This is a genomic window from Haloarchaeobius baliensis, from assembly GCF_052060055.1.
Classification (GTDB): Archaea; Halobacteriota; Halobacteria; order Halobacteriales; family Natrialbaceae; genus Haloarchaeobius; species Haloarchaeobius baliensis.
This window is the reverse complement of sequence record NZ_JBPPFR010000001.1, coordinates 927,346-943,632: the sequence shown is the minus strand read 5'-3', so window position 1 is coordinate 943,632 and position 16,287 is coordinate 927,346. Positions and strand designations below refer to the sequence as shown.

Here is a 16,287-nt window from a genome sequence, read left to right as displayed (position 1 = left end):
GGGCAAAAGCGTCGTCGCCGGCCGTCCTCAGTCGTCGACAGCGGGGTCAGCACCGGTCGATGGCACGGTCGGCCCACGACCGGAGTCGATGACCAGCAGGAACCGCGCCGTCACGACCAGCCCGACCGCGCCGAGCACGCCGAAGATGACGATCTGCGGGAGCGGGACGGCCTGCCCGTCGGCGAGCATCACCGCGACCATCGCGAGGACCGCCAGGGCGAGCGTCGTCGCCTTCACCAGCAGGACGGCTGTGAAGGCGTAGCCCCAGGCCCGGCCCCGGTGCAGCCAGTACGCCGAGAGCACGAACGCGGGCAGCACCACCGCGAGGTCGAGCGACTGGATGACCGGCGTCACCAGCCCGGTGTCGGCCATCGCGGCGGGGGTCGTCCCCCCGAGCGAGGCTGGACCCACGTCCGCGAGCCAGAGCAGGCCGACGAGCACCGCGACGGCGAGCTGGTAGGCGACGGCCGCCCGGACTGACGTGTCCCCCACCGCACGACGCAGGCCCCGGGCATCCAGCCGGGCCATCCCGGCGACGAACGTGAACAGCGTCAACCCGAACAGCGCGACGTACACCAGGTACAGCGGGTTGAACGCCGTCATCACGGCGTAGGAGGCGTACGTGTAGAGCAGGTAGCCGGTCACGCCGAGCCAGGCGACGTAGCCCCGGCGCGAGCCCCGGAGTGCGAGGAACAGCGACCCCGCGAGCGCGGGGACGCCGACGACCAGCGTGAGCAGGTCCTGCCCGTACAGCTGCGTGAGCAGGACGTCGCTGTCCCGGTACAGCGACGGGGCGAACACCCCCGCACCAGCCGCGATGGCAGTCAGGACGAGGGTCGCGAGCGAGGCGGCGACGAGGGGACGGGACGGCACCCGCTGCGTGGTCGTGGGCATCACGTCACCCCTCAACCTCGGCGAGCCCGTCGGCGTCCGGGTGCGCGTCCTCGACGAGCGCGGCGAACTCGACTGCGAACCGGTCGACCGCCTCCCAGTCGGTGTACTCGTAGTCGCGCGAGGTGTCGGTGTCGCCGGTCGCCTCGGCGGCGATCTTCTTCATCATCAGCCGCTTGAGGAAGCCGTACTCCGAGAACCGGAGCGCACCGGCGAAGCTGGCGACCAGGTCCGGCTGCCACCCCGACCTCTCGACGAACGAGTCGATGTAGCCCGTTGCCTCCGCCCGGCGCTCCGTGTCTTCGCTGGCGCTGGAGAGGCACACCTGGAAGAACGCCGACGGGCGGGTCTCGAGCGCGTCGCGGTGCTCCCGGGCGAACGCGACCACGCTGTCCTGGTGTTTCCCGACGTGGATTGAGCCGCCGACGAGGATTCCGTCGAACGCCGTCACGTCGAGGTCCGCCGGGGCCGCGGTGACGTCGTACGTCGTCACCTCGTGTCCGCGTTCGCGCAGGTCCGTCCGCATCGCGTCCGCGACCTTCGCTGTCTGTCCTTCACCGGTGCCGTAGATGACGAGGAAGTCGGCCATGGGTGTCTCACCAGGTGTCAGTACGTCGTCTCGGGGGGAGTCCGTAGCGATGATTCTCCGGGCGTGGGAACCAAGTGTGGATCCGCAGAGGAGCGAATGTTTACGGACCGGGGATACTCCGGTGGGGAAGCCTACGTGTCGGTATTTCGTGGCGGTCGTGGCAGCTCCCCGGCAGTGGTCAGGGTTTTCGCCCCCCAGATGGATGTGAGCAGCACAGCGAGCAGCACCCAGTGACCGTAGTAGAACACGTCGGCGACCTCGACCATCTCGGAGACGAAGTTGACCCACCCGTGCAACAGGATGATAGCGAGGATACTGCGCGCGGTATTGTTGTAGACCCAGGTGATGGCCACCGAGAGCGCTACGATTCCAGTCATGAACAGCCAGAACCCCGTCGTCCCGAATCCGACACTCTCCGCCTGAAACGAGCCTTCGACGAAGAAGAGCGGGAGATGCCAGACTGCCCAGACGACACCCAGAATCAGGCTGGCGCTCAACGCTGACCAGTTCAGTTGAAGGCGATCTAACGCATAGCCTCGCCATCCCAATTCTTCGAGGAGGGGTGGGAGCGTCGCGAAGAACAGCGATGGCAGGATCGCCAGTGGGTTCACGCCGAACTCCCGTACTCCCGCACCCAACGTGACGCCCGGGCCACCAAACAATCTCTCGACAGCTGCTGCGACGATAGTTACCGCCACCGGGAGCAGGAGTATGATGAGGAACCACCGGACACCGATTCGGCGAACCTGGCCGAGCCGATTCCAGAAATCCACTCGCCCCTCCTCATCGTAGACGAGGTAGACGAAACCGATTCCAGCGGCTCCTGGACCAGTCAGGCCCACTAGCAGCAAAACCAGTCCGACTGCGCTATCGAACCGCACTCCAAGGGCGATCGCCGCCAGCCAGAAGGCCCAGGTGATGGCGTAGGTCGTAGCGAAAAACAGCCATGGGTTCCCGACGGAGGTACTCCCGAACCTCGAACGTGAGCTGTCGGTCATATCGTCACTTCCTCCGGTGCAGAGTTAATGTTATATCACAATTACTTACCACCGAAATGTGAGTAGAGATCTGGAACCGGGGTCCTTCACGTCCGCTCGTCACCCACACCGCGCAAGCCAGTATCCACGAGGGGATGCCAGCTCGTCCACCGTCTCCTGTCCCTGTCTGTCCCCGGCGGTCCGTGTTCGCCTTCGGAGTGGATGCTCCCCACCGCGATACAGCAGATACCTGTCTCTACCGACCACTGCGGTGAGCCAGGGTGGTCCGTGAACCATCCACCGACGCCGTCGAGCGCAACCACTAAACGCGGCCCGCCCCTCCTGCCGGTAATGGCAGACTGGACGGAGAAGTACCGCCCATCGACGCTCTCGGAGGTGCGCGGGAACGACAAGGCCCGCGACGCCCTCCGGAAGTGGGCGGAGACCTGGGACGACCACCGCGAGGCAGCCATCGTCCACGGCTCGCCGGGGGTGGGCAAGACCTCGGCGGCGCACGCCCTGGCCAACGACATGGGCTGGCCGGTGATGGAGCTGAACGCGAGCGACTCCCGGACAGCCGACGACATCAAACGCTTCGCCGGCCGGGCGTCGAAGAACCAGACGCTCGGCGGGGCGGGCGGCCGGCAGCTGCTCGTCGTCGACGAGGCGGACAACTTCCACGGGAACAGCGACTACGGCGGCTCGCGGGAGGTCACGCGCATCGTGAAGGAGGCCGACCAGCCGATGGTGCTCATCGCGAACGAGTTCTACGACATGAGCAACAGCCTCCGGAACGCGTGCCAGGAGATCGAGTTCCGGGACGTCTCGCGGCGCTCCATCGTCCCGGTCCTGCGCGACATCTGTCGACAGGAGGGCATCGAGTACGACGACGACGCGCTCGACAAGATCGCCCGGGAGACGAGCGGCGACCTCCGGTCGGCGGTGAACGACCTGCAGGCGCTCGCCGAGCGGAACGAGCGGCTCACCGTCGACGACGTGGTGATGGGCGAGCGCGACCGCACGGAGGGCATCTTCGACTTCCTCGACGACGTCATCAAGCACAAGTCCGCCGAAGAGGCGCTGTACGCGTCGTACGACGTGGACGAGACGCCGGACGACCTGCTCAACTGGGTCGAGGACAACGTCCCGAAGGACTACCGCGGCGACGAGCTGGCCGACGCCTACGGCTTCCTCGCGAACGCCGACCGCTGGCTCGGGCGTGTCCGGGCGACGCAGGACTACTCGTTCTGGCGCTACGCGACGGACAACGTCGCCGCGGGCGTCGCGGCATCGCGCCGGCACGACCACGGTGGCTGGACCCGCTACGGCCCGCCGTCGTACTGGTCGAAGCTCGGGCGGTCGAAGGCCACCCGGAACAGGCGAGACGGCATCGCCCGGAAGATCGCCGAGCGGGGCGGCTTCAGCATGGCGACGGCCCGCCGCGAGGTGATGCCGTTCCTCGCGGAGATGACCCACCACTGCAAGCCCCGCGAGCTCACCGTCCGGATGACGATGCTGTACGACCTCGACGCGTCGGAGGTGTCGTTCGTCACGGGCAGCGGCGAGGACACGAACAAGGTCCAGGGCATCGTCGAGGAGGCCCAGGAGCGCCGGGACGACGCCGTCGTCGAGAACGCCGGCGACGCGTTCGCGCAGTTCGAGTCCGACGGGGAGAGCGACGACGCAGCGACCGACGGTGAGCCGGCCGCAGCCGACGGCGACGACGCCGATGACGGCCAGACGACACTCGGTGGCGCGGCCGACGCGGACGACGGACCGGCACCGGACGATACTGACACCGAAGCGGAAGGAACAGACGACGGACAGTCCGGACTCGACGACTGGCTCTAGCCTTCACCCCCGACGCCCTCCCCGGAACTCGCGGAAACTTTCTCGCTGTTTCCGGTGAAACGAGACCGCAACGCCTAAGCGTACCAACTCCTGTGTTGTGAATAGTTCTCACATGAAGCGAGCGCTTCTTGCAGTCGCGTTGGCCCTCATGCTGCTGGTCGCGGGGTGTAACACCACCGACCAGGGAGGGGACTCGACGACAGTCGAGACCACGGGGGAGCCGACCGACGAGATGACGACGGCACAGACGACCGCCGAACAGACCGACACGCAGACCACCACGTCCGACGGCGAGGACGAGGAGGACGACGAACAGGAGGAGCAGGAGGAGCCCTGCGAGTACCGGAGCGAGGAGGGTGACCTCGTGCAGGTGCAGGGTGCCTGCCTCGGCTTCGATGCCAACCAGGTCTACCTGAACGTCATGGAGATGGCCGGCGTGGAGCTCGACACGGGCCCGTCCGTGCGCTCGCTCTCGCCCGAGCAGACGAACCCGTACACGTTCGACCAGTTCGGGTTCAGCAACGAGTCCTTCCAGGCCGTCATGGGCATCGCCCCGAACGGCACGCCCGACGTCTACGTCGCTGGCTACGCCTCCCCGCAGACGGGCCCGGACGGCAGCGTCGAGGTCAACGTCGTCATGCGGTACATCAACGCCAGCAGCGGCGAGGGCCGCCCGCAGGGCCCCGAGGAGGCAGAGGTCACGCTCGCCCACGAGTTCCTGCACGCCATCCAGTTCTACGAGGGGAGCCAGGACCGCCTGGCCGCCAACCTCACGAGCGAGGGCGTCAACCTCGGCGACGTCGAGACCTCGCTCGTCGAGGGCAGTGCGGTCTACTTCGAGAGCGAGTACCAGGAGGAGTACATGGACCGCGACGCCGCCTCGCGGAACGTCTCCGCGTGGGCGAACTCCTCGCCGTTCTCGATGTACACGCTCGGTCCGTACGTGATGGGCGAGCGCTACACGAAGTTCCGCGTCAACTCCACCAGCGAGTTCCAGACGCTGTACGACAACCCGCCCATCTCGATGGAGCAGATCATGCACAACCACATGCCGGACGAGGAACGGCCGCTCGACCTGAGCGTCGAGCGCGGCCAGGACTCCGTCTGGAACCACTACTCCACGAGTACGCGCGGCGAGCTGTTCCTGCGCTCCTCGCTCCGGGCCGGCGTGAGCGGCCCGCGCGCCGCCGACGGTGCCGAAGGCTGGGGTGCCGACCGCGTGATGGTCTTCCAGAACCAGAGCTACGGCGACGCCTACAAGTACGGCTACGCCTGGACGCTCCGGTTCGACAACGCCTCCGAGCAGGACGAGTTCAGCGGCATCTTCCAGGACTGGCTGGAGAGCCGCGGGCCGCTGACCGACGGCGTCTACCGGATGGACGAGGACCACACCTACCGGATGGTGGAGATCAGCGACGAGACGGTCGTCGTGCTCGCCGGTCACGAGCGCTTCACCACCCAGACCGTCGCCACGGGCAACTCGAGCCACGTGACGGTCACGATGACCGACGCCGACCAGACCAGCAGTGTGCAGTCCGACGATGACGACGACGAGGAGCGGCTCGTCGCCGCCAGCGTCGCGCCGCGCGCTGCGGTCTGAAACCAGGGGAAGACACCGACCACCTTCTTTCGCGCGTTCGACGGCGAGTGGCGACGCTGACGGCGTCAGTGGGCCTGCGGGGAGACGACCTACGGTGTCGGCAGGAACGAGTCGGAGAGCTGTGCGTCCACGAGGTCGACCGCGTCGGCGGGCTCGTCGATGTCGACCGGCGGCACGGTCTCGACGGGCAGCCCGGTCATCCGTTCGAGTTCGGCCGGGTTCGTCCGCTCGGCGACCGTCTCGCCGGCCCACTCGTTGAGGACGATGCCCCGCACCGACACCCCTGCGGCGTCGAGCGCGTCGACCGAGAGGGCGGTGTGGTTCAGCGTGCCGAGTCCCGACCGGGCGACGAGCAGGGCCTCGCAGTCCAGGTCGGCGACGAGGTCGAGCACGTCGTGGTCGTCGGTCAGCGGCACGCGCAGGCCGCCGATGCCCTCCAGCACGCCCACGTCTGCGGCGTCGAGCGCGTCCGCCGCCCGGCTCCGGAGGTCGGCGAAGTCCAGCTCGGTCCCCCCGCGCTCGGCGGCGACGCGGGGCGCGAGCGGGGGTTCGAGCCGGCCCAGACAGGTCGCCGCCTCGTCGTCGTCACAGGCAGCTCGGACGAACGCGGCGTCGTCGTCCGGCGGATAGCCGGTCTGACAGGGTTTGACCGCACGGGCGTCGACGCCACGCTCGCGGAGGGTACCGGTGACGCCCGCCGTCACGACCGTCTTGCCGACGCCGGTGTCGGTACCGACGACGGCGAACCTCACAGCAGGCCCACCTCCTCGCCGGCCGCCCGGAACGCCTCGATGCAGTGCTCGACGTCGCTCCGGGAGTGGGTGGCCATCGGCGCGACGCGGATGCGGCTCGTCCCCTCGGGTACCGTCGGGGGGCGGATGGCGGGCGCGACGATGCCGCGCTTCCTGACCGCCCGTTCGAGTGCGAGCGCGTCCGTCCGGTCGCCGACGACGATGGGGAGTACCTGCGTCTCGCCCCAGACCTCGTAGCCCACCGACTCGAGCCCGTTGCGCAGCTGGCCGACGTTCGACCAGAGACGGTCGCGGCACTCGCCGTGGCGGGCGAGGTGGAGCGCCTCGCTGGCGGCCGCTGCCGCCGGCGGTGCGAGCCCCGTCGAGAAGACGAACGAGCGAGCCTCGTTGACGAGGTGCTCGATCAGTGCCTCGCTCCCGGCGAGGTAGCCGCCCTGGCTGGCGAGCGCCTTCGAGAGCGTCCCCATCTGGACGTGGACGCGCTCCTCGAGTCCCTCGCGCTGGACGATGCCGCCGCCGTCGACGTGCAGGCCGGTCGCGTGGGCCTCGTCGACCATGAGCCACGCGCCGAACGCCTCGGCGGCCTCGCAGAGCTCGGCGAGCGGCGCGACGGTGCCGTCCATCGAGAACACGGAGTCGGTGACGACGAGCCAGGACTCGTCGGCGGCCGCGTCGGGAGCCGAGCCGCTGCGCTCGGCCATCCGCTCCCGGAGGTCGTCGGCGTCGCGGTGGTCGTAGACGACGACGTCGGCCCCGGAGAGCCGACAGCCGTCGACGATGCTCGCGTGGTTGAACTCGTCGGAGTACACCACGTCCGGCGAGAGGGCGGCGATGGTGCCGACGTTCGCGGCGTAGCCCGAGGAGAACGCGAGCGCGCGCTCGGTCCCCTTGACCTCGGCGAGCCGGCGTTCGAGGTCGCGGTGTACGAGCGTGTCGCCCGTGACGAGGCGACTGGCGCCCGCACCGGTGCCGACCACGTCGGCGGCCTGCGCGGCGGCCTCCTGCACGCGCTCGTGCTGGGTGAGGCCGAGGTAGTTGTTCGCGGCGAAGACGAGGTGCTCCTCGCCGTCGAGGACGGGGAGGTCGCGACCGGGGTCGGGGGCGAAGTAGCTCCGCTCGGCGACCCGGTCGACCGGTGCGACGTCGCGGTAGAGGTCGGCGTCGTGTCGGGCGGCGACACGGTTGGCGAGGTCGAACCCGCGCTCTGTCATCTGGTCGTAGATGTCAGTCACCGGGTCTTGAACGGTTCGATACCGTGGCGGGAGCCGGCTTGCAGAATCAGGGTATCACGACCCGCGACGGGAGCAGGGAGGCGGGCCTGCTAGACCACCGCAGTCACGATCTGCTTCAGCCCGAACACCGCGTACGTCCCGCCGGTGTAGGCGTTGTAGAGGAAGTAGAGCGGCAGGACGGCGATGGCGAGCGGGAGGATCGGGAAGAGGAACAGCGCCATGAGCGCCCCGAGGACCCCGTCGGCGACCAGTCCCGCGCCCACCCCGAACGTGAAGCTCACGGGGAACACGACGGCCGCGACGAGGCCGTACAGGAAGGAGTGCAGCCCGTGGTACCGGACGAAGTCGTTGTCGTCGATGAGGAAGAAGACGAGCCCCAGAATCGGCAGTAGGTAGCCGAGCACCGCGACGATGCTCCCGTCGAGGTCACCCACCGATGTCTCGTTCGCGCCGGTCGATACGTCAGTCGTCGTTGTCGAACCTGCCATGGTGTATCCACCGCGGCCCCCACGGCCGCGATAGTTCGCAACTGTTGACAGTAGTACAATAGGATTCCGGTCCGGTCTCGTTAATCCAACCGAGGGCTGCCGGGAGTGTTTGTGGTGGTCAGAACCCGGGCAGCAGGTCCGCCGGACCGAACACCCCGTAGTCGCCGACGCGGTTCATCCGCACCGCGCTCTTGAGGTAGCCGAGCGCGGGGCCGTTGACGTTCGCGGCCATGCTCGTCGCGTCGTCGAGCTCGAACGTGTTCGTCCCGCGCTCGCCGTCGAACGTGCGGCCGGTCACTCGCACCGTCGTCGTCGTCGGCTTCTCGTCGCTGCGCACGTCGAGGATGCCGCCGACGGTGACGTCCTCGGCGTCGCAGATGCCGGCCCGTTCGAGCAGCACGTCGTCGGCGTGCTCCATGTCCTCGAACTCGATGACGCCGTCGTGGGCGTCGACGACGGCCTCGATCTCGTCGTCGCTCAGCTCGCGGGCCCTCTCGATGTCGTAGCCGTCGAGATGGGCGATGTCCTCGCGGACGGTGCCGCGGTTGTCCTCGTACCCGGACCTGAGGCCGACGCCCCACCAGATCTCGACCGACTCGACCTCGACGAACGACTGGGCGGCGAGCGCGGCCGCGCCGGTGAGGAAGCCGGGCGTCGCGCCGGCGCCACAGACGAAGGTGATGCCCGACTCCTCGAACAGCGGTTCGCGCTCGTCGAGCAGCCCGATGACACGCGACCGCTTGAGGACGTCCACGAGGACGCCCTCGTAGCCCACCTCTGCGAACCGCTCGGCAGTCTGCGGGATGAAGTCGTGCGTGAGGTTCGGGAGCGCGAGCAGGACCGCGTCGATGCCGTCGGACTCGTCGATGACGTCCTGGATTGGCGTCTCGGTCGGCCGGGCCTGCTCGCTGGCGACGACGCCCGCACCGTCGCCGTGCTGCTTGACGGCCGTGCCGCCGTCGGTCAGTGCGTCGCTGTCGTCGTCAGTGTCGCTGTCGTCGTCGCCGATGTCGTCGCCGATGCCGTCCCCGGCGTGCTCGCTGGCGACGTTGCCCTCCGTCGCGGCGAGCAGTTCGTCGACGTCGAGCCCGTCGTGGTCGACGGCGATGCCGTTGCGGTCACACGCCGCGACCGGCGTGAGTCCGTCCTTGTGCTGGCTCACGTCGAGCGTTCGTCGGCCGATACCGCCCGTTCCGAGTACCGCGAAGTTCACGTCGTCCATGGCTGTGTCGTGTGGGATGAGTCTCGGGTCGTCGGTCAGTCGTCCAGTTCCGCGTTGCTCGTCGCCGTCCCGGCGGCGGTCTCGACAGTCTCGTCGGGGTCCTCGCCCCGGGCCTTCACCGCCTCGGGGTCGAACTCGTTCGACTCGGTGTTCGGTTCGAGACCGGCACGCTCGATGACCTCGATGTCGTCGCCGGGAGACTGCCCGCCCGTGGTGAGGTAGTCGCCGGTGAGGATGCCGTCCGCGCCGGCCTCGAACGGGAGGTGCTGCTCGTCGACCGCGAGGTTGACCTCCCGCCCGCCGGTCAGCCGGACCCGGGCGTCTGGATGGAGCAGCCGGTACACCGCGATGGTCCGGAGTATCTCCGTGGTCGAGATGTCGGCGGAGTCGCCGAGTTCGTCCCCCAGCGCGGTGCCGGCGACGGGGTTGAGGATGTTCACCGGGAGCGAGGAGACGCCGACCTCCTGCAGCGCGATGGCCGCCTCGACGCGGTCGGTCGGCGTCTCGCCCATCCCGAGGATGACGCCGGCACAGAGGTCCATCCCCACGTCCTTGGCGAGTTCGAGCGTCTGCACCCGGTCCTCGAAGGAGTGCGTGTCGACGATCTCGGGGAAGAACCGCGGCGAGGTCTCGATGTTGTGGTTGTAGTGGTCGATGCCCTCGGCGGCGAGTATCTCGGCCTCCTCGCGCGTGAGGATGCCGAGACTGGCATCGACCTCGACGTCCGTCTCGTCGCGCACGAGCCTGATGGCCCGGACGACCTCCTCCCACTCCTCGGGACGGTGCTCCTTCGAGACGCCCTTCTCCGCGACGACGATGCCGAACCGCTGTGCGCCGTCGCGTTCCGCCCGCTTCGCGGCGTCGAGTATCTCCTCGGGGTCGAGGAAGCCGTACGTCTCGATGCCGGTGTCGAAGTGGACCGACTGCGCGCAGAAGCCGCAGTCCTCCGCGCAGTTGCCCGCCTTCGCGTTCACGATGGAGCAGGCGTCGACAGTGCCGTCGCCGCGCTCCGACCGGACGTAGTCCGCCGCCGGCGCGAGGTCCGCCACCGGCTGTGCGATCAGTGCCAGGCCGTCCGTGCGGTCGAGGCGCTCGCCCGCGAGCACGCGCTCGATGGCGTCGTCGACCGTCGGGTTCCCCGTCTCGTAAACCACGCTAGGTCCGGTGGTTGACGGGTTATTAGTTCTTGGGGTCTGGTCGTGGAAGGTTGGTACGGGAGCGCGTTCGACGATGCGTTCCGACGACGGTTCTCCGTCACTCCGTCAGCTCGAACCCCTCGAGCGTCCGTTCGCCCGCGTCGAACCGGTCGAGGTAGTACTCGATCCCGGGCTGGTGGGCCGCGCCGACGAGGAGGTGCACCGTGTCGCCGGGGCTGGCGTGGTACATCCCGTAGTCGGCCATGCGCTCGTTGCGGGCGTGGGTCATCAGTTCGAGCTCGGGGTCGTGCCGGCGGAGCCACTCGCGTTCGAGGGGTTGCGGGAGGAACGTCGTCCGGTAGTAGTGCTGGAGGTCGACGAGGTGCGTGGGGTCGGTGGCGGCCCGTCTGGTGAGCTTGAACGACTCGTAGTCGTCGCCGGTCGCCAGCCCCTCGTGGCTCGTGAGGAAGTCGGAGGCGAGATCGCCGAGGGTGCGTTCGAACGTCTCGCCGTAGACGTCGCTGCCGTCCTCGACGAGCGAGAAGACGGCCGCCTTGAACTCGCCGGTGAACGAGTCGACGTCCTCCAGCAGGCCCTCGAAGTTGCCGGGCAGCTCGTCGAGGTGGGAGTCCACGTCGAGCTCGCGACAGCGCTCCATCGCCCAGCGGTAGTCGTCCATCTCGCGAGGGCGGTCGAAGTCCGCGAAGTACATCCGCCAGATTCCCTGCTCGCAGTACACCGACGCGCCAGAATCGAGGAAGTCGGCGACGTGTTCGCGGAGGAACGAGCGCTCGGCGTCGGTGTCGGCGTGGGTGATGCCGTGGACGTGGAACTCGCGGTCGCCTACCGCGACGGTCGTCCCGGGGACCCCCGGCTCCGGTGTCGGGTCGAGGCGGCGCTCCTGGAGGGTGCGCCACTCACGCTTGGCGGCGAGGTAGGCCGCGTGCTCGCCGTCGGCGGCGGTCACGTCGGCCAGTTCGGCGAGGCTCCGGGTACGTCGGAGCTTATCGAACCGGTCGCGCTGGGATGGGGTGAGCCCCCGTTCGCGGGTGGGGGACACGTCGGTCATCGGGTGGGAACTCGGGACCGAGCGCGCTAAAGGGTGACGGGGGTGGGCGGGTCGGTCGTCAGTCCGTCACGACCGCCCGCGGGCCTGGCCGAGCCCGGGCAGCGAGACCCGGTCCTCGACGTAGCCCATCAGCTTCGTGGCGGTGATGACGATGCCGATGTACACCAGCGCGACGACGGTGAACATCGCCGTGTAGTCGAAGGTGTCGCTCGCGACGGCGTCGGCCCGCCGGAACAGCTCGGCGACGGTGATGAACGTCGCCAGCGAGGAGTACTTGATGAGGTAGACCAGCTCGTTCGTCCAGCCCGGAATCGCATAGCGCAGCGTCTGCGGGAGCACGACGTGCCGGATGCCCTCGCGCTGGGTCAGCCCGACCGACCGCGCCGCGACGAGCTGCTGCGGGTCGACGCTCTCGATGGCCGACCGGATGTACTCCGCCTGGTACGCCGCGCTGTTGATGGTGAAGCCGATGAGGGCCACCCAGAGCGCGGTCCGTAGCGTGAACGGGCCGAACTCGGTGAGCCCGCGGAAGAACTGCGAGAGGTTCAGCCCGTAGTACAGCAGGTAGAGCTGGGCGATGAGCGGCGTCCCACGGATGAGCTCCGTGAACGACAGCGACGCCCACTTGCTCCAGCGTCCGTAGACACGGGCCACCGACAGCGGCACCGCGAGCACGAGCCCGGCGAGGATGGCGATGACCGTGATGAGCACGGTGATGTACGCCCCCTCGGCGAGCTGTGGCAGCGACTGGAACGCCGTCGCTGTGCCGCCGGTCAGTCCGAGCGCCTCCGGCGAGACGAGCGGCTCGCCGGGCGTGCCGAACGGCACCCAGTTCCAGTTGATGAGCCAGCGCAGGAGCAGGTAGCCCCAGAACAGGGCGCCGAGTGCGATGAGGGCCAGCGAGCCGACCGACCGCCCCTCCCGCGCCCGGACCCGTCGGATGTCCTCGGCGTAGCTCACGACGTCTCACCGCCGTGGAGCCTGGTGATGCGCTGCAGGAACTCCGCGGTGCGTGCCTCCGTCGGGTGCTCGAACAGCTGGTCGGGCGGGCCGCGCTCGACGATCTTCCCCTGGTCGAGGAACATCATCCGCGAGGCGGCCTCGCGCGCGAACCCCATCTCGTGGGTCACCACGAGCATCGTCATTCCCTCGTCGGCGAGCTCCCGCATGACAGCGGTGACCTCGCCCACGAGTTCGGGGTCGAGCGCGCTCGTCGGCTCGTCGAACAGCATGAGCTTCGGGTCCATCGCGAGCGCCCGGGCGATGCCGACGCGCTGCTTCTGCCCGCCCGAGAGCTCGGCCGGGTACGACTGCGCCTGGTTCGCCAGGCCGACCCGTTCGAGGTGCTCCATCGCCCGCTCGCGGGCCTCGGCCTTGCCCAGCCCCTTCACCCGGCGCAGGCCGAGCGTGATGTTCTCGAGCGCGGTGAGGTGCAGGAACAGGTTGAAGTCCTGGAACACCATCCCGACCTGCCGCCGGAGCGCGTTCACGTCGGTGTCGGGGCCGCTGACGCGCTCGCCGTCGAGGTAGATGGTCCCCGAGTCCGGCTCGGTGAGCCGGTTGACACAGCGCAGCAGCGTGGACTTCCCCGAACCGCTCGGTCCCGACAGCACCTCCACGTCGCCCTTCTCGAGGTCGAAGCTGATCCCCTTGAGTACCTCCTCGTCGCCGTAGCTCTTGTGCAGGTCCTCCACCCGCAGCAGCGGGTCGCTCATGCGTTCTCACCCGTGGGGACGCCGAAGTAGTCGCCCGCGAACTCCAGCCCGCGGTTCGTCGTTACCGTCAGCACGAAGTAGACGAGGCTGATGGCGAGGATGAGCTCGAGCGCGGTGCCGGTGCGGTTCTGCTGGAGGAACAGGTCCTCGGCGGTGCCGAGCAGCTCGGTGACCCCGAGGATGATGGCGATGCTCGTGTCCTTCAGGACGATGGTGAACTCGTTCTGGAAGCCCGGGATCGACCGGCGGAGCGACTGCGGGACGATGACGTAGGCAATCGCCTCCAGCTTGGTCATACCGACCGAGCGGGCGGCCTCCATCTGGCCCTCGCCGACGCTCTGTATCGCGCCCCGGAAGATCTGTGACTGGTACGCCCCCGAGCGCAGCCCGAGCGCGAACGTCGCGGCGATGAACGGGCTGCTCGACACCGAGAACACGTAGAACATGTAGATGAGGATGACCAGGATGGGCACCGCCCTGACGACGACCCCGACGGTCTCGACGGGGACGCGGAGCCACGGCGGGCCGTACACCTCGGCGACGGCCGCCGGGAGCCCGATGACGAACCCGAGGACGATGGACACGAACGTCAGCTGGACGGTGACGACGGTCGCCTCCAGCATCGCGTCGCGGTTGCTCCAGACGTACCCCCAGTCGGGGTTGTCGAGGAAGAACCGACTCGCGGCGTCAGCGAGCCCGCCCTGGAGCGGGACGGCTGCCGGGGTGGGGTCCAGCACCATCGGGGATTACTCGCCGAACCACTCCGCCGTCAGGTCCTGGTAGGTGCCGTCCTCGCGTACCGTCGCGAGTCCGTCGTTGAGCGCGGTCTGGAGCTCGCTCTCGCCGCTCCGGATGCCGAAGCCGTACTCCTCGCCGGTCTCGTAGACGAAGGCGACGCTGACGCTGCGCTCGGACGCGAACGACGCCGCGACCGGCTCGTCGAGGACGACCGCGTCGATGTTGCCGTTCTCGAGGTCGGTGACCGCCAGCACGTACGTGTCGTAGGCGTTGTAGTTCGACTCCTGGAAGTCGCCGTCCTCGATCATGCCCTGGACGACGCCCTCGCCTGTCGTCCCGGACTGCGAGCCGACCTGCCGGCCCTGCAGGTCCGAGAGCTGCGACGGCTGGAAGTCGCCGCCCTCGCGGACGAGGATGGACTGGTTCGCGCTGTAGTAGGGGTCGCTGAAGTCGATGTTCTCGTCACGGTCCGCGGTGATGGTCATCGCCGCCGCGATGACGTCGATGTTGCCGTTCTGCAGCGACGGGATGAGCGAGTCGAACGAGTTCAGGTCCTCCCAGGCCGCGAGCTGGTAGTCCGTCTCGTCGACCACGGCCTCGAGCAGGTCGATGTCGAAGCCGACGACCTCGTCGCCCTCCTTCATCTCGAACGGTGGGAAGCCCGACGCTGTCCCCGGGATAATCGTGTTCTCCCCGCCACCGCCACCACCGGTGAACGAGTCGATACAACCCGCCAGAGAGATAGTCGTCACTGCTGCACCACTCGCCTTGAGATAGCTGCGTCTATCCATATCGGTGGAGTATGATACCCCGATATAAAACGGTTCGCAGCTTCCGGAGATTCTTGCCGGGTTGGCCTCGGCCCTGTCTGTCGGTTTTGCGAACGTTCCCTGCGACGCGGCATCGGTGACGGTCGCGACGCTCGGACGACTCCCCGGCGACGCTCAGTCGTCCTCGGGGGCAGGGTCGACGTGGTGGACCGCGTCGGGCGAGATGAGCCGCCCGGTCGGCAGTTCGACCCAGCCGTTGGCGAGCACGCGAACCTCGCCCTCGTGGAGGACGTCAGCGGCCTCGCGGTCGCCGTAGACCGTCGCGTTCCGGTACTCCTTCACGAAGTAGTCGTCGCCCCAGTCGAAGATCGAACTGGTTCCAGCGGGGAGCATACCCGCGGCTTCGCCACCGAGCGTGAAAACTGTGGGGTCAGTCCGCGTCGACGGCCCGCGTCGTGCCCTCGCGGTCCGCCGTCGTCGTCGTGCCGCTCTCGCCACTGCGGTCGAACATCCACGCGGTCGCGCCGACGAGCCCGGCGAAGATGATCATCGCCGCGCCGTGGTGGAGCGTCTGGACGCCCGCGGTGTAGGTCACGACGGTCTGGCGGCCGAGCAGGACCTGCACCGGCAGGACGGCGATGGAGATGGCGACGGCGGCGTGGATACGCCGGCTGTCGAACGCCTTCCATGCGCCGTAGGCCGTCCCGAGGATGAAGAAGCCGGTTATCGAGGCGACGAACCGGTGGATCCATTCGGGGTACGACGCCACGTTCGGCGGCAGCAGACCGAACAGCGGCCCGCCACAGAGCGGCCACTGTCCCCGACAGGTGAGTCCCGTCCCCGTCGCGGCTGTGTACACGCCGAGCAGGATGAGCAGGAACGTCAGCCCCGTCGTCACCGCGCCGAGGATGGCGACGTTCCGGCGGTCGAGCCAGTTCATACTCCGTTCTCGGGAGTACGGCCATATCAAGCGCACGGTCCTTCCGAGGGTGTGAGAATGGAGAGAGTGTATGGGCGATTCGAGCACAGTCTGATGGGCTGCTGTCGACACCTCGAAAGCCCCCGTCGTCTCGACTCCCGGGACCACGACTGCGCTCCTCGTTCCTGCGGTGCCTGAGCGCGACGCGCTCAGACTAGCGAGAGCTCCGCTCTCGCGTCGCTTGTCGGGTCCGGGTTCGCCGAGACGACGGCCCCTTTCAGTCCCACCCCCGCACAGCACCGCAACCGCCCTCGAACCTCCCCAGCCGATTCGCTCAG

Annotated in this window: 17 protein-coding genes; 2 read left to right on the top strand and 15 right to left on the bottom strand. The window is 68.4% G+C overall.

What is annotated here, in order from left to right; translation table 11 throughout:
- Positions 1 to 27: 27 nt before the first annotated feature.
- The 3 genes from ACSG06_RS04835 to ACSG06_RS04825 form a co-directional block, all read right to left on the bottom strand.
- Positions 28 to 894 carry a hypothetical protein gene (locus tag ACSG06_RS04835; protein ID WP_440989136.1) on the bottom strand — a complete coding sequence of 289 codons (867 nt, stop codon included), beginning with the start codon at positions 892 to 894 and terminating at the stop codon, positions 28 to 30.
- Positions 895 to 898: 4 nt separating this feature from the next.
- Entirely contained in the window at positions 899 to 1,480 is a 582-nt protein-coding gene (locus ACSG06_RS04830; RefSeq protein ID WP_440989135.1) for a flavodoxin domain-containing protein, read from the bottom strand.
- A gap of 131 nt (positions 1,481 to 1,611) precedes the next feature.
- Positions 1,612 to 2,478, bottom strand: a complete 867-nt coding sequence (locus ACSG06_RS04825; RefSeq protein WP_440989134.1) for a CPBP family intramembrane glutamic endopeptidase — start codon at positions 2,476 to 2,478, stop codon at positions 1,612 to 1,614.
- A 330-nt stretch (positions 2,479 to 2,808) separates the two neighbouring features.
- Between ACSG06_RS04825 and ACSG06_RS04820 the strand changes: the two genes are divergently transcribed.
- Together ACSG06_RS04820 and ACSG06_RS04815 are read left to right on the top strand one after the other, a co-directional pair.
- Complete coding sequence (locus tag ACSG06_RS04820; protein ID WP_440989133.1) at positions 2,809 to 4,308, top strand: replication factor C large subunit; 1,500 nt, start codon at positions 2,809 to 2,811, stop codon at positions 4,306 to 4,308.
- A 112-nt stretch (positions 4,309 to 4,420) separates the two neighbouring features.
- Positions 4,421 to 5,908, top strand: coding sequence for a hypothetical protein (locus ACSG06_RS04815; RefSeq protein ID WP_440989132.1), 1,488 nt, complete (start codon positions 4,421 to 4,423; stop codon positions 5,906 to 5,908).
- A gap of 89 nt (positions 5,909 to 5,997) precedes the next feature.
- Here the strand turns inward: ACSG06_RS04815 and bioD are convergent, their stop codons facing one another.
- The 12 genes from bioD to ACSG06_RS04755 all read right to left on the bottom strand — a co-directional run bounded on the left by bioD (position 5,998) and on the right by ACSG06_RS04755 (position 15,970).
- Positions 5,998 to 6,660 carry a dethiobiotin synthase gene (bioD, locus tag ACSG06_RS04810; RefSeq protein WP_440989131.1) on the bottom strand — a complete coding sequence of 221 codons (663 nt, stop codon included), beginning with the start codon at positions 6,658 to 6,660 and terminating at the stop codon, positions 5,998 to 6,000.
- Positions 6,657 to 7,871: an aminotransferase class I/II-fold pyridoxal phosphate-dependent enzyme gene (locus ACSG06_RS04805; RefSeq protein ID WP_440989130.1), complete on the bottom strand. Its 1,215-nt coding sequence runs from the start codon at positions 7,869 to 7,871 to the stop codon at positions 6,657 to 6,659. Before ACSG06_RS04805 ends, bioD begins: the two co-directional genes overlap by 4 nt.
- Before the next feature lie 110 nt (positions 7,872 to 7,981).
- Complete coding sequence (locus ACSG06_RS04800; protein ID WP_440989129.1) at positions 7,982 to 8,380, bottom strand: hypothetical protein; 399 nt, start codon at positions 8,378 to 8,380, stop codon at positions 7,982 to 7,984.
- A gap of 118 nt (positions 8,381 to 8,498) precedes the next feature.
- Positions 8,499 to 9,602 (bottom strand): (S)-8-amino-7-oxononanoate synthase BioU, encoded by a 1,104-nt coding sequence (gene bioU, locus ACSG06_RS04795; protein ID WP_440989128.1) that lies wholly within the window; start codon positions 9,600 to 9,602, stop codon positions 8,499 to 8,501.
- A 35-nt stretch (positions 9,603 to 9,637) separates the two neighbouring features.
- The gene (gene bioB, locus ACSG06_RS04790) at positions 9,638 to 10,756 is read right to left on the bottom strand and encodes a biotin synthase BioB (RefSeq protein WP_440989127.1); all 1,119 of its coding nucleotides are present in this window, start codon (positions 10,754 to 10,756) and stop codon (positions 9,638 to 9,640) included.
- 100 nt (positions 10,757 to 10,856) lie between these two features.
- Entirely contained in the window at positions 10,857 to 11,807 is a 951-nt protein-coding gene (locus ACSG06_RS04785; protein ID WP_440989126.1) for a hypothetical protein, read from the bottom strand.
- Positions 11,808 to 11,873: 66 nt separating this feature from the next.
- A complete protein-coding gene (locus tag ACSG06_RS04780) occupies positions 11,874 to 12,767 on the bottom strand; it encodes an amino acid ABC transporter permease (RefSeq protein ID WP_440989125.1) in 894 nt (297 codons plus the stop codon).
- Positions 12,764 to 13,522, bottom strand: coding sequence for an amino acid ABC transporter ATP-binding protein (locus tag ACSG06_RS04775; protein WP_440989124.1), 759 nt, complete (start codon positions 13,520 to 13,522; stop codon positions 12,764 to 12,766). Before ACSG06_RS04775 ends, ACSG06_RS04780 begins: the two co-directional genes overlap by 4 nt.
- Positions 13,519 to 14,145 carry an amino acid ABC transporter permease gene (locus tag ACSG06_RS04770; protein ID WP_440990289.1) on the bottom strand — a complete coding sequence of 209 codons (627 nt, stop codon included), beginning with the start codon at positions 14,143 to 14,145 and terminating at the stop codon, positions 13,519 to 13,521. Before ACSG06_RS04770 ends, ACSG06_RS04775 begins: the two co-directional genes overlap by 4 nt.
- 123 nt (positions 14,146 to 14,268) lie before the next feature.
- Complete coding sequence (locus ACSG06_RS04765; RefSeq protein ID WP_440989123.1) at positions 14,269 to 15,051, bottom strand: transporter substrate-binding domain-containing protein; 783 nt, start codon at positions 15,049 to 15,051, stop codon at positions 14,269 to 14,271.
- A gap of 153 nt (positions 15,052 to 15,204) precedes the next feature.
- Complete coding sequence (locus tag ACSG06_RS04760; RefSeq protein ID WP_440989122.1) at positions 15,205 to 15,423, bottom strand: hypothetical protein; 219 nt, start codon at positions 15,421 to 15,423, stop codon at positions 15,205 to 15,207.
- A gap of 37 nt (positions 15,424 to 15,460) precedes the next feature.
- Entirely contained in the window at positions 15,461 to 15,970 is a 510-nt protein-coding gene (locus ACSG06_RS04755) for a COX15/CtaA family protein (protein ID WP_440989121.1), read from the bottom strand.
- Between the last annotated feature and the right edge of the window lie 317 nt (positions 15,971 to 16,287).

Excerpts from the sequence above, each read along its gene's own strand:
- ACSG06_RS04835 (WP_440989136.1), bottom strand. The coding sequence starts at position 894 with ATGCCCACGACCACGCAGCGGGTGCCGTCCCGTCCCCTCGTCGCCGCC.
- ACSG06_RS04830 (WP_440989135.1), bottom strand. The coding sequence starts at position 1,480 with ATGGCCGACTTCCTCGTCATCTACGGCACCGGTGAAGGACAGACAGCG.
- ACSG06_RS04825 (WP_440989134.1), bottom strand. The coding sequence starts at position 2,478 with ATGACCGACAGCTCACGTTCGAGGTTCGGGAGTACCTCCGTCGGGAAC.
- ACSG06_RS04820 (WP_440989133.1), top strand. The coding sequence starts at position 2,809 with ATGGCAGACTGGACGGAGAAGTACCGCCCATCGACGCTCTCGGAGGTG.
- ACSG06_RS04815 (WP_440989132.1), top strand. The coding sequence starts at position 4,421 with ATGAAGCGAGCGCTTCTTGCAGTCGCGTTGGCCCTCATGCTGCTGGTC.
- ACSG06_RS04805 (WP_440989130.1), bottom strand. The coding sequence starts at position 7,871 with ATGACAGAGCGCGGGTTCGACCTCGCCAACCGTGTCGCCGCCCGACAC.
- ACSG06_RS04800 (WP_440989129.1), bottom strand. The coding sequence starts at position 8,380 with ATGGCAGGTTCGACAACGACGACTGACGTATCGACCGGCGCGAACGAG.
- bioU (WP_440989128.1), bottom strand. The coding sequence starts at position 9,602 with ATGGACGACGTGAACTTCGCGGTACTCGGAACGGGCGGTATCGGCCGA.
- ACSG06_RS04785 (WP_440989126.1), bottom strand. The coding sequence starts at position 11,807 with ATGACCGACGTGTCCCCCACCCGCGAACGGGGGCTCACCCCATCCCAG.
- ACSG06_RS04775 (WP_440989124.1), bottom strand. The coding sequence starts at position 13,522 with ATGAGCGACCCGCTGCTGCGGGTGGAGGACCTGCACAAGAGCTACGGC.
- ACSG06_RS04770 (WP_440990289.1), bottom strand. The coding sequence starts at position 14,145 with ATGCTGGAGGCGACCGTCGTCACCGTCCAGCTGACGTTCGTGTCCATC.
- ACSG06_RS04765 (WP_440989123.1), bottom strand. The coding sequence starts at position 15,051 with ATGGATAGACGCAGCTATCTCAAGGCGAGTGGTGCAGCAGTGACGACT.
- ACSG06_RS04760 (WP_440989122.1), bottom strand. The coding sequence starts at position 15,423 with ATGCTCCCCGCTGGAACCAGTTCGATCTTCGACTGGGGCGACGACTAC.
- ACSG06_RS04755 (WP_440989121.1), bottom strand. The coding sequence starts at position 15,970 with ATGAACTGGCTCGACCGCCGGAACGTCGCCATCCTCGGCGCGGTGACG.